We start from the raw sequence: 12,019 nt of genomic DNA, 5'->3' as shown, positions 1-12,019 counted from the left end.
TCCGGCAAGCTACTTCTCGGCCACCCACAGCCGCGGGTAGTCGCGCACGAAGCCGTCTTCGGTCACGCTCAGCGTGGCCGCGTAGTCGAAGCGCTTGGCCTCGTAGGCGTATTCGCTGTCGCTGCGCCGCTCGTAGCGCTGCGCCAGTTCGCTCAGCACGCCGCCGTCCAGGTCGACCCACGCGGCCGGCGCGTCGGCGCTCTCGCCCTTCGAGAGGTTGAGCCGGCGCAACTGCAGCAGGTTGGTGGCGGGCGTGAAGCCCAGGTCGAGGTCCACGCAGTGCGACAGGTCGGCCACCGCCTCGTCGTTGAGCTTCCAGTGGCCGCGCGCGTCGCGGGCAATCGACAGGTCGACCGCCGCGCCGCCGAGCCAGCCGCGCACCGTGCCCCACTGTGTGTGCCACAGCAGGTCGCAGCGCACGCGATAGTGCAGCTGGGCGATGCGGCCGTCTTCCAGGCGGAACACGGTGGCACCGTCGAGCTGCCAGGCCGAGGCATTGCGTTCAAGACGGCAGGCGTCATGACCCGGTGCATCGAGCCTGCGCCAGAGGATGGAGGCGACGGTTTGCATGGCGCGCATGATGGCACCGGCATGCGGCGGTGTGCAAGCGGCATCGCGCAAAATGCCCCGCATCATGAAAGACCATTCCGCCGCATCGCTGGCACTTCTGGCCGCCCTGCTGGGCATGGCGGGCGCCATCTCGGCCGCCCAGGCCGCACCCGCTGCACCCGCTGTACACGCCGCGCGCGCCACGGACTCGCTGAAGGACGGCGACATCGTCTTCCACACCTCGCGTTCCGCGCAGAGCGTGGCCGTGCAGCGCGCCACCGGCTCGCGCTACAGCCACATGGGCATCGTGCTGCTGCGCAACGGCAAGCCCTATGTGTTCGAGGCGGTACAGACCGTGCGCTACACGCCGCTGGCGCAATGGGCGGCGCGCGGCAACGGCGGGCACTACGTGGCCAAGCGGCTGCGCAATGCCGACACGCTGCTGACACCCGGCGCGGTGGCCCGGTTGCGCGCGGGCACCTCCGACTTCGAAGGCCGCCCCTACGACCTGACCTTCGAGTGGTCGGACAAGCGCATCTACTGCTCCGAGCTGGTGTGGAAGCTCTACCAGCGCGCGCTGGGCGTGCGCATCGGCGAGCTGCAGAAGATCCGCGAGTTCAACCTGAACGACCCGGCCGTGCGCGCCAAGATGCGCGAACGCTACGGCGACAAGGTGCCGATGGACGAGCCGGTGATCTCCCCGGTGGCGATGTTCGACTCCCCGTTGCTCAGGACCGTCGAAACGCGCTGAACGAATGCCCCCTGGCGGGCAGCTGAGCGAACGCCCCCCAACGGACGAAGGCGGCCCGGCCGGGAGACAATTGTGGCCGTGAGTTCCCAGACCCCGAAACCGCCGATCCGCCGCATCGCGCACCTCGACATGGACGCCTTCTACGGCTCGGTCGAGCTGCTGCGCTATCCGCAGCTCAAGGGCCTGCCGGTGGTGATCGGCGGCGGACGGCGGCGCGTGGACGAGGCCATCCGCGGCCTGCCCGAGGGCGGCACGCTGGCCGACATTCCGGTCGGCTCGTTCCCGCTGCTGAAGGACTACACCGGCCGCGGCGTGATCACCACCGCCACCTACCCGGCGCGCCAGTTCGGCGTGGGCTCGGCCATGGGCCTCATGAAGGCCGCCAAGCTGTGCCCGCAGGCCATCATCCTGCCGGTGGACTTCGACGAGTACCGGCGCTATTCGCGCGCCTTCAAGCAGGTCATCCTGGAGGTGGCGCCGCTCATGGAAGACCGCGGCGTGGACGAGGTGTACATCGACTTCACCGACGTGCCCGGCGGCCAGCGCGACGGCGGGCGCTCGCTGGCGCGGCTCATCCAGAAGGCCATCCTCGACGCCACCGGCCTGACCTGCTCGATCGGCGTGGCGCCCAACAAGCTCATCGCCAAGATGGCGAGCGAATTCGAGAAGCCCAACGGCATCTCGGTGGTGTACGAGGACGACCTCGAGACGCGCATCTGGCCCCTGCCCTGCCGCAAGGTGAACGGCATCGGCCCCAAGGCCGACGAGAAGCTCAAGCGCTTCGGCATCGAGACCGTGGGCCAGCTGGCGGCGCACGACCGCGACTGGCTCGTGGCCAACTTCGGCAAGGCCACCGGCGCGTGGATGCACGAGGTGGCCTGGGGCCGCGACAACCGGCCCGTGGTGACCGAGAGCGAGCCCGTGTCGATGAGCCGCGAGACCACCTTCGAGCGCGACCTGCACGCGGTGCGCGACCGCGCCGAGCTGGGCGCGATCTTCACGCAGCTGTGCGAGAAGCTGGCCGAAGACCTGCAGCGCAAGGGCTACGTGGGCAAGACCATCGGCATCAAGCTGCGCTACGACGACTTCAGGATCGCCACGCGCGACCAGACCATCGACCGCTTCACCGCCGACGCGAAGACCATCCGCCAGACCGGCGGCCAGTGCCTGAAGCGCGTGCCGCTGGAGCGCCCGCTGCGGCTGCTGGGTGTGCGCGTGGGCGCGCTGGCGAAGGCGGGCAGCCCCGAGGCGCTGGCGCCTGCGGGTGCGCAGCGCACGGCCCCGGAGCCGGTGGCGACCACGGCGTCGCTGTTCTGATGGCCATGCTGAAACGCTGGCTCCTGCGCATCGCGTTCACGCTGCTGGGGCTGATCGCGTTGGTCGGCCTCTATGTGGCCACCGCCAGTGCCCTGGTGTTCTGGCCGGCCAACGCAAGCACCCATACCGGCACCCCGCCATCGAACGACGCGCCCGCCGACGTGCAGGCCTGGGTGCTGAGCAACGGCGTTCACACCGACTACGTGTTCCCCATCCGCTCGGCCACGGTCGACTGGCTGCAGGTGTTCCCGCTGAAGGACTTCAAGGCCCCGCCGCCCGACGCCGAGTTCGTCGCCATCGGCTGGGGCGACCGCGAGTTCTACCTGAACACGCCCACCTGGGGCGACCTGACGGCGGCGCGCGCCTTCGGGGCGCTGTCGGGCGGCAACCGTGCGCTGATGCACGTGAGCTACCTGCGGCGCGCCCAGCTGGCGCGCGGCGCATACCGGCTGCCGCTGTCGCAGGCGCAGTACGCGCAGCTTGCCGGCTACGTGCGCGCGGCCCTGCCGCAGGGCCGCGCCACGCCCATCGCGGGCGCGCACTACGACAGCCAGGACGCCTTCTACGAAGCCGAAGGCGGCTACAACCTCTTCGAGACCTGCAACACCTGGACCGGGCGCGGGCTGCGGCAGGCGGGCCTGCCCGCGAGCCGCTGGACGCCGTTCGACTTCACGGTGACCTGGCACCTGGTGCCGGGGCGGCCCTGAAGGGCCTCAGCGCCTGAGCGCCTGAGCGCCCTGAACAGGGTCAGGGCTTCGGCACGCCCGCCGACCACTTCGGCCAGTTGCCCACGATGTGGTCGACCACGCGCGAGCCGACGCGCTCGATGTTCTCCACCGTCTCGGCAAAGCCGCCCGCCGTCTCGCCCGGCGCCGGGTCCAGGTGCTGCAGCGTGGTTTCCTTCGGGCTGCCCTGGTCGAAGTTGACGGCGCCGCGCAGGCTCATCACGCGGTCGGTGCCGTGCGTGCGCTTGATCACCAGGGTGATGGCGGCGGCTTCCATCTCGGTGATCACGTAGTCGTCGGCGCCGTACAGCCTGGCGATGTACTGCGCCTGCTTCGACATGCCCGGGCCGTGGAAGAAGGTGTCGCCGGTCATGTGCGTGCCGGTGCCGACGAAGGGCGCGCGGCGCGCCGCGGCGTCGGGGTAGCGCAGGCGGTACTTGCGGGCCGAGTCGGCGTCCTTCAGGGGCGTGTCCGCCGAAAGCTTCATGGCCCAGGTCACGAGGTCGGGGTTGAGCTTGAAGCGGCGGTAGTCCTCGTAGCCCTTGCGCGGCATGAAGGTCGGCTCGCCGGCCTTGTTCTCCTCGGGCGCCCAGCGGTGGCCCAGGTCGTAGTCGACCAGCCAGGTGGCCCAGCTCACCTCGCCGATGGTGCCGCGCGAAGGCGGCGTGCCGGCCACGCCCGAGATGACGTAGTAGCTCTGCGAGAAGTCGAACTGCGGGTTCAGCAGGATGGCCTGCATCGACGACGACGAGTTGACCTTGCCCATGCCGAGCACCGCGCCGCACACGCCGTCGGCGTTGCAGTACACGGGCTGCAGCGCGCCGGGCACGGCGATGGGCTTGGCGCCCTTCCAGTAGCGCTCGTACCAGTGCTGGAACTCGCCGGCGCGGTCACCGGTGTTCTGGCCGATCTCGAACATGGCGGCGACGAAGACCTTGACCTTCACCGGCGCGGTCGGGGTGACGGGGGTCACGGCAGCGGCCGGGGCCGATGCACCAGAAGTGGTCGGCGTGGTGGTCGAGGCGCACGCCGTGAAGAGCAAGGCGGCCGCGGGCGCCGCGAGCCAGCGGGCCGTGAAAAGGGAGGGCTTGGAGGCAGTCATTCTGGAACTCGATGAAAAAGGAAAAGACACGGGGGCAGAGCAACAAGCGCGCCCAGCGCACCGCCGGCGCTTGCGGCGTCCTACAACCCGCGATTGTCGGCGCTGGCAAAAGCACGGTGTAACGCCACCACTTCACCTCGCTGCCCATCCACCCCTACGCCATGCCGGCCTCCCACACCTCCTCCGCACGCGCCGCCAGGCCGCCCTCGAAGCCGACGCCCATCGCCAACGGCCTCGTCTACGTGAACCCCGAGATGCCCGGCATCCACCGCCTGAAGCAAGGCGAGCGCTTCCGCTACCGCGACGCCAAGGGGCAGTGGCTGCGCGACGTGGACGAGATCTCGCGCATCCGCATGCTGGCCATTCCGCCCGCCTACACGCAGGTGTGGATCTGCCCGTTGCCCAACGGCCACCTGCAGGCCACCGGCATCGACGCGCGTGGGCGCAAGCAGTACCGCTACCACGCCGACTGGCGCACGCTGAAGGACGAGACCAAGTTCGAGCGCCTGGAGGCCTTCGCGCTCGCCCTGCCCCGCATCCGCGCCCGCGTGGCACGCGACCTGCGGCCCGACAAGGCACGCAAGGCGCCCGGCCGCAACCAGGTGCTGGCCGCGCTGGTGCGCCTGCTCGACACCACGCTGATGCGCGTGGGCAACGAGGAATACGCGAGCAGCAACGGCTCCTACGGCCTGACCACGCTGCGCAACCGGCACGCGGCGGTGCAGGGCACGGCGCTGCGGCTGCGCTTCAGGGGCAAGAGCGGCGTGATGCACGAGGCCAAGCTCGAAGACCCGCGCGTGGCCAAGGTGGTGCGGCAATGCCAGCAGCTGCCAGGGCAGGCGCTGTTCCAGTACGCGGACGAAGACGGCGAAAGCAGGGAACTGCACAGCGTGTCGTCCACCGACGTGAACGACTACCTGGCCGAAGCGGCGCGCGGCGAGCGCTTCACCGCCAAGGACTTCCGCACCTGGCACGGCACGGTGCAGGCGCTGGAACTCACGCGTCTGGCCTGCGAGCCCGGACGCACCGCCGCCGACGGCAGCCGCTACAGCGCCAAGGACATCCTCGCCGCGGTGGCCAAGCAGCTGGGCAACACGCCCGCGGTCTGCAAGAAGGCTTATGTGCACCCGGCCGTGCTGGCGCTGGGCAGTGCGCTGTCCGACGGCGACGAGGCCACTGGCGCGCTGTTCGAGAAGATCGGCGGCAGCAGCCAGGCCCGGCCGTCGCGCGGGCTGCACGCGGCGGAGCGGCGCATGCTGGCCTTCCTCAAGGCCAACCGCCAGGCGCAAGGTCGCGCCACGCGAAAGACATCGGCCCCGCGTGCCGCGAAGAAAGTTCAGTTGCCGGTGGCGAGCACCAGGCGCACGCTGTCGCCGTCCAGCGTCATGGCGTAGCCGAGGTCTTCGGCCAGGTTCTGCAGCGCCACGGCGTCGATGGCCAGCGCGCGCGGCGCGCGGTGCGCGTCGAGCACCGCGGGCGTGGTGCCGGGCTCGCGCGGCACGGCCTTCAGGCGCAGCGCGTTGGCACCGTCGGCCTCGACGCGGATCGCACCGGCCTCGGCCGCGCCGTCATGCAGGTAGCCCAGCGCGCCGAGGAACAGGTAGCGCAGCGCGGCCGCGGCGGGCCAGCGGTGTTCGCCGTCCTGGCCCTCCTTCGTCTCCTGCGGGTCGAGCGCGCCGTCGATGTCGAGCGACACGCCGTGCAGGTCGAAGGCGGAGCGCATCAGCGTCACGCATTGCGCGACCAGCGCGCTGCGCGTGATGCCGTCGTCGGCGGTGGCCAGTTCCCAGTCGCGCAGCGAGCGGATGGCCCCGACCAGTTCGCTCACCTGGTTGTCGATGAGCGCCACGCGCTCTTCGCAGGCCGCGGAGTCGATGGCGGGCGCGGCCACCTGGCGCTTGAGCATGAGCAGGGCCATGCGGATCACCGACACCGGGGCGGCCATGTCGTGGCGCAATGCGGGCAGCGCCCGGGTCAGCAGTTCGTGGCGCACGCCGGCGGCGATCCAGCTGCGCGCGCTGGGAGAAGACTTCATTGCGCGGCAGCCAAAGGTGTCAGGTGGGTCGGCACGGTCACGGGGTACTTCCTGAAACGAGGGGAAATACAAGTATCGTGCCCGCGTTTGGCCACGGGTGTAGGAGCGTGCCTACGATCTCCACGCGACGCGGTCCTCTGCGCAATCCCCGGGGCGAAAGATCAGGTCACCGGCTTGCCCAGGTAGGTGCGCACGTCCTTCACCTGCACGCCCGCCGCGGCGATGGCCGAGCGCAGCTGCTGCTCGGTCACGCCCAGCGTCTGGGTCCAGTAGCGCACCTCGTGCAGTTCGTTCACGTTGATGCGGGACGCATCCTGCGGCCCGCGCTTGCTCATGTCATCGGCCATGGTGTTTTCCTTTGTAGAAGACGCCACGATGCGGCGCACGCCGGGCGCGGGCTGGAGGACGCCGGCGCACCCGCGTGCAGGAGAAATCCGGCCGCGGCCGCGCAGGCGCGAGGCCTCTTCGCTCCTCGGGAGAGCCGCGCCGCCATCCTCCGCGGTCTCACACCGCGGCCGGCCGGCAACGCGCCTGCAGTTCGCGCTTGAGCAGCTTGCCGTTGGCGGTGGTCGGCATCGCGTCGATCACCTCGATGCGCGCCGGCCGCTTGTAGGGCGAGAGGTGCTCCACCAGGTGCGCGCGCAGCGCCGCCTCGTCGAGCGCGGCACCGGGCTTGAGCTCGACGAAGGCGATCACCTGCTCGTTGCCGTCGGCCTCGGGCACGCCGACCACGGCGCACAGGTGCACGCCCTCGAAGCGGCCGATCACCGCCTCGATTTCCGCCGGGTACACGTTGAAGCCCGAGCGGATGATCATTTCCTTCAGCCGCCCCACCACGAACAGCGCGCCGTCGCCGCCGAAGCGGCCAAGGTCGCCGCTCGCGTACCAGCCGCCGGGGCGCATCACGTGGGCCGTGGCCTCGGCGTCGCGGAAGTAGCCCCGCATGAGGCCCGGCCCGCGCAGCCAGATCTCGCCGGTCTCGCCCGGCGGCACGTCATGGCCGTCGAGCGACACGATGCGGGCCTCGCCGCCCTCCACCGCATGGCCGGCCGCGGTGTCCGCGCGCGGCGCCTCGGTGCGCGTGAGGAACACCGAGCCCGCGTACTCCGACAGGCCGTAGCCGTAGTGCAGCGGCTGGCCGAACAGTGTCTCCACGCGCTGCTTGAGCGCCGGGTCGAGCGGCGCGGAGCCGGTGTACACGTAGCGCAGGTGCGGAAAGCGCGGCCGCGCATGCTCGGCCTCCACATGCTCGCCCTCCACATGCCCGGCTTCCACATGCCCGGCTTCGATGTGTGCGAGCAGCCGCGCATACATGGTCGGCGGCCCCAGCAGGTTCGACACCTGCTCGCATGCCAGCGCCTGCAGCATGTCGGCCGGCGAGAAGCTGGCGCGCAGCACCAGCGCCGCACCGCCCGTGAGCGCGGCCATCAGCACGGTGCCGATGCCGAAGATGTGCGTCATCGGCAGGAAGGCGTAGGCCCGGTCGCGCTCGCCCAGCGCGCGCACCTGCGCCGACACGCGCCCGAAATGCAGCAGCCCGCGGTGCGACACCATCACGCCCTTGGGCGTGCCCGAGGTGCCCGACGTGAAGATGATCGCGGCGGTGTCGGCCAGCGCCGCGCCGGGCTCGGTGCGCGCCTCGGCACGCACGGCCGAGCGCGCCACGCCGTGCAGCGCGGCCGGTTGCGCGGCGGCGCGCTGCGCATGCACGGCGGCCGCCTCGGAAGCGGCCGTCGTGAAGCAGCACAGCCGTGCATCGGCCCGCTCGACGATGGCGGCGATCTCGCCCGGCGACATGCGCGCGTTCACGCCGCACGACCACGCGCCCACGCGGCTGCACGCCATGAGCAGCGCGATGTGCGCGGCGCAGTTCTCGGCCACCAGCACCACGCGGTCGGTGGGCCGCACGCCGGCGTCGAGCAGGTCCTGCGCGGCCGTGTCGACCATGGCCTGCAATGCGGCGTACGTCGTCGTGCCGCCAAGTTCATGAAGAAAGACCGCGTCGGGCGTGCGCGCGGCGCGCGCTTCGAGCAGGTGATGGATCCGCTGCATCGCTTATTCCGCCTCGATGCCCTTGGACGCCGTGGCCCACAGCCGGCGGTCCGACTGCCCCTTGCTCGCCAGCAGGTCGGCCCCGCCCGACCACACGTCGTAGCCCTGCTCGCGCAGCCGGTGCGCGATGTCCTCGCGCGCCAGCATCTTCTGCGCGGCGGCGTTGATGCGCGCGGCCAACGCCGCGTCCATGCGCGCCGGGCCGTACAGGCCGAACCAGCCGCCCACGTCGTAGCCGGGCACGCCCGACTCGATCATGGTCGGCACGTCGGGCAGCATGCGGTTGCGCTGGCGCGAGGTGACGGCCAGCGCGCGCACCTTGCCGGTCTGGATGAAAGGCTTGGAGGTGGCGATGATGTCGAACATCATGGTCACGGTGCCGCCCATCACGTCGGCCAGCGCCGGGGCGCTGCCCTTGTAGGGCACGTGCGTGAGCTGCACGCCGGTCATCTTCTCCAGCAGCGCGCCGCTCAGGTGGTTGGACGCACCCACGCCGGCCGAGCCGTAGAACACCTTGCCGGGCCGCGTCTTCGCGTAGGCCAGCAGCTCGGCCACGTTGCGCACCGGCACGTCGTTGTTGATGACCAGCACGTTGGTGTAGTCCACCAGCGGCGCGATGGGCGTGAGGTCCTTCATCGGGTCGAAGGCCATCTTGCGCTGCACGTTCGGATTGATGGTGATGGTCGGGCTCGCGCCGAAGAACAGCATGGCGCCGTCGGGCGCGGCCTTGGCCACCGCGTCGCCGCCCAGCGAGCCGCTGGCGCCGGGGCGGTTGTCCACGATCACCTGCGTGCCCAGCTCCTGGCTCAGCGCGGGCGCCAGCAGGCGCGCGGCGCCGTCCACCGGACCGCCGGCCGAATAGCCGACCACCAGCTTGATGAGCGGCGGCAGCTGCTGCTGCGCGAAGGCGCGGTGCGGCAATGCGGCCAGCGCCGCGCCGCCCGCCGTGGCAGCCATGGCGGCCATGAGCCGGCGGCGCGAGAGGTCGATGGAAGTCATGAGCGTTGTCTCCTGTTATGAATTCTTTCGGCGCCCGTCGCTCAGGCCGGCAAGTCGAGGACTTGCCGCGCGAGGATGTTGCGCTGGATCTCGTTCGTGCCGCCGTAGATCATTGCGGCGGTGGCGCCGATGAGCGGCGAGAGCACGTTGAAGGTCTGCCCGTCGAGCAGCTGGTCGCCCGCCACGGCGCCCTGCTCTTCGCCGGCCTCGACCAGCAGCGCGCCGATGCGGTGGAAGGTCTCGCTGGCCCAGATCTTCAGCAGCGACACCGACGCGGGCAGCGGCTTGCCGGCCCGCACGATGTCCGCGAAGCCGGTGTACGCGGCCGACAGGTCGAGCACATCGAGCCGCAGCGCCGCGAAGCGCTGCGCGAACACCGGGTCGGCGAACAGGCGCCGCGCCTGCGCCAGCCGCGCGAGCTGGCCCAGCGCGTACTGCGATTGCTTGGGGCTGCCCAGGAAGATGCGCTCGAAGCCCAGCAGCGCCTTGGCGATGCTCCAGCCGCCGTGCAGCTTGCCCACCAGGTTGCCGGCCGGCACGCGCACGTTGTCGAAGAACACCTCGCAGAACTCGGGCTCGCCCGCCAGCGTGTGGATCGGGCGGACGGTGATGCCCGGCGTGCGCAGGTCGCACAGCAGGAAGCTGATGCCCTCCTGCTTGCGCGCGTCCTTGTCGGTGCGCACGAGCATGAAGATGTGGTCGGCGTCCTGCGCGAGCGTGGTCCAGATCTTCTGGCCGTTGACCACGAAGTGATCGCCCTGCGCGTCGCGCGCGGGCATGGCCTCGGTGCGCAGGCCCGCGAGGTCGGAGCCGGCATTGGGCTCCGAGTAGCCCTGGCACCACACGTTCTCGCCGCTCAGGATGCGCGGCAGAAAGCGCTGCTGCTGCTCGGGCGTGCCGTGCTGGATCAGCAGCGGGCCGATCATCACGATGCCCTGGTCGGGCGCGCGCGCCACGCCGTGCTGCTCCAGCTCCTCGATCCATGCGATGAGCTTGTCGGCCGGCAGGCCCATGCCGCCGTGCGCCTGCGGCCAGGCCGGCGCGATCCAGCCCTGGGCCGACAGCGTGAGGTACCACTCGCGCATCTCGCTCCAGCGCGCGCGGTGCGACAGGTAGCGCAACCGCGGCGGGTAGCGCTGCTGCACGAAGGCGCGCACCATGCGGCGGAAGTCGGCCTCGGGCATGGCGGCCCAGTCGGCGGTGCGCGGGAACTCGCCTTGCCAGGCGGCCGCGCCCGTGACTGCGTCGGCCTCGCCGGCCAGCGCGGCGTGCCGGCGCTGGTGCGCGCTGACGTTGCCCAGCCAGGCCGAGAGGCACAGCACGCGCTTGTAGAACAGGCTCAGGTCGCATTCCTGCGTGTAGCCGATGGCGCCGTGCAGCTGCACCGAGGCACGCGAAGCCTGCAGCGCGGCGGCGGTGCAACGTGCGTTGACGCGGCTGGCCTCGGCCTCGAGCCGCGCTGCCGGCAACCCCTGCCCCGCCAGCGCCAGCACCTCGGCCAGCGTGGCCTGCGCCACCTCGAGGTGAATGAACATGTCGACGCAGCGGTGCTGCAGCGCCTGGAAGCTGCCGATGGGCTTGCCGAACTGGGTGCGCGTGCGCAGGTAGGCCAAAGTCTGCGCGAGCATGGCCTGGCCGGCGCCCAGCAGTTCGGCGGCCTGGAGAATCTGGCCGGCCGCGAGCGCATGGCGCAGCGCATCCTGCGCGGCGGGGCCTTCGGCCAGCACCGCGCCGGGCGGCAGCGCGACCTGCTCGAAGCGAAGGTTCGAGGCCTGGCTGCCGTCGACCAGCGGCACCGGCGTCTCTGTCACGCCTTCGGTGCCGCGCGGCACCCAGAGCAGCACCGCGTCGTCTTCGCCGCGCGCCGACACCAGCCAGCCACTGGCGGCCGCGCCGGGCAGCACCATGAGCTTCTCGCCCTGCAGCAGCACGCCGCCGGCCTGGCCCGCGCGCCCCTTCCACGCCTCGCAACCGCAGGCCAGCGGCACCGCGCTCAGGTCGCCCGCGCTTTCCTGCCAGGCCAGCGCGGGCAGGCTGCGGCCGGCCACCAGGTCGCCCAGCAAGGCACGGGCGGGCGGTGTGTCCAGCCGCGCCAGCAGCAGCGCGCCGAGCCCGGCCACGGCCAGCAGCGGCTCGGGCGCCACGTGCTCGCCCGCGGCCCGCAGGATCTCGGCGGCGCCGTCGAGCCCGAGCGCCAGGCCACCGGCCGCTTCGGGCGCCAGCATGCCGGGCCAGCCGAGCGCGGCGATGTCGCGCCAGCCCTCGGCTTCGTCGCCGCCGGGTGCTTCCGTGCGGGCCCGCCGCCGGGCGATGGCACGGCTGCGCGCAAAGTAGTCCAGGGCCGCGGCGCGAATGGCCGCGCGGGATTCGGAGTCCATCGGTGGGTCTGCCTCGTTGCGTTGCAAAGACGGTTCGCAGCGTGCCTGAAGACCCCATGGCCGGGCATTCGCATTTGCCGAAGGGAGGGTTTCGCAATCAGAGAACCATGC

General features: G+C 71.3%; 11 protein-coding genes. 4 read left to right on the top strand and 7 right to left on the bottom strand.

Annotated features, from left to right (window positions below; all coding sequences use genetic code 11):
- Positions 1-9: 9 nt before the first annotated feature.
- Positions 10-570: a putative glycolipid-binding domain-containing protein gene (locus BM013_RS05370; protein ID WP_093123805.1), complete on the bottom strand. Its 561-nt coding sequence runs from the start codon at positions 568-570 to the stop codon at positions 10-12.
- A gap of 64 nt (positions 571-634) precedes the next feature.
- On the opposite strand from BM013_RS05370, the gene BM013_RS05365 reads away from it, so the two are divergent.
- From BM013_RS05365 to BM013_RS05355, 3 genes are all read left to right on the top strand, one after another.
- The gene (locus tag BM013_RS05365; RefSeq protein ID WP_256221396.1) at positions 635-1,300 is read left to right on the top strand and encodes a YiiX family permuted papain-like enzyme; all 666 of its coding nucleotides are present in this window, start codon (positions 635-637) and stop codon (positions 1,298-1,300) included.
- 129 nt (positions 1,301-1,429) lie between these two features.
- Entirely contained in the window at positions 1,430-2,617 is a 1,188-nt protein-coding gene (gene dinB, locus BM013_RS05360) for a DNA polymerase IV (protein ID WP_256221424.1), read from the top strand.
- The gene (locus BM013_RS05355) at positions 2,617-3,324 is read left to right on the top strand and encodes a TIGR02117 family protein (RefSeq protein ID WP_256219772.1); all 708 of its coding nucleotides are present in this window, start codon (positions 2,617-2,619) and stop codon (positions 3,322-3,324) included. The genes dinB and BM013_RS05355 overlap by 1 nt, the downstream gene beginning before the upstream one ends.
- 40 nt (positions 3,325-3,364) lie before the next feature.
- Here BM013_RS05355 and BM013_RS05350 read toward each other — a convergent pair whose 3' ends face one another.
- Positions 3,365-4,444: a purine-nucleoside phosphorylase gene (locus BM013_RS05350; RefSeq protein WP_093123802.1), complete on the bottom strand. Its 1,080-nt coding sequence runs from the start codon at positions 4,442-4,444 to the stop codon at positions 3,365-3,367.
- 161 nt (positions 4,445-4,605) lie between these two features.
- Between BM013_RS05350 and BM013_RS05345 the strand changes: the two genes are divergently transcribed.
- Positions 4,606-5,838 carry a DNA topoisomerase IB gene (locus BM013_RS05345; protein WP_093123800.1) on the top strand — a complete coding sequence of 411 codons (1,233 nt, stop codon included), beginning with the start codon at positions 4,606-4,608 and terminating at the stop codon, positions 5,836-5,838.
- Here BM013_RS05345 and BM013_RS05340 read toward each other — a convergent pair.
- The 5 genes from BM013_RS05340 to BM013_RS05320 all read right to left on the bottom strand — a co-directional run bounded on the left by BM013_RS05340 (position 5,781) and on the right by BM013_RS05320 (position 11,908).
- Positions 5,781-6,479, bottom strand: a complete 699-nt coding sequence (locus BM013_RS05340) for a hypothetical protein (protein WP_093123797.1) — start codon at positions 6,477-6,479, stop codon at positions 5,781-5,783. The genes BM013_RS05345 and BM013_RS05340 overlap by 58 nt on opposite strands.
- A gap of 161 nt (positions 6,480-6,640) precedes the next feature.
- Complete coding sequence (locus tag BM013_RS05335; RefSeq protein WP_093123795.1) at positions 6,641-6,826, bottom strand: DUF3606 domain-containing protein; 186 nt, start codon at positions 6,824-6,826, stop codon at positions 6,641-6,643.
- A 157-nt stretch (positions 6,827-6,983) separates the two neighbouring features.
- Entirely contained in the window at positions 6,984-8,531 is a 1,548-nt protein-coding gene (locus tag BM013_RS05330; RefSeq protein ID WP_093123792.1) for a class I adenylate-forming enzyme family protein, read from the bottom strand.
- Positions 8,532-8,534: 3 nt separating this feature from the next.
- Entirely contained in the window at positions 8,535-9,530 is a 996-nt protein-coding gene (locus BM013_RS05325) for a Bug family tripartite tricarboxylate transporter substrate binding protein (protein ID WP_093123790.1), read from the bottom strand.
- A gap of 41 nt (positions 9,531-9,571) precedes the next feature.
- Entirely contained in the window at positions 9,572-11,908 is a 2,337-nt protein-coding gene (locus BM013_RS05320) for an acyl-CoA dehydrogenase family protein (RefSeq protein WP_093123787.1), read from the bottom strand.
- Between the last annotated feature and the right edge of the window lie 111 nt (positions 11,909-12,019).

Source organism: Variovorax sp. OK605 (genome assembly GCF_900115445.1).
Classification (GTDB): Bacteria; Pseudomonadota; Gammaproteobacteria; order Burkholderiales; family Burkholderiaceae_C; genus Variovorax.
The sequence above is the reverse complement of the archived record's forward strand: the minus strand, read 5'-3'. Positions and strand labels throughout refer to the sequence as shown.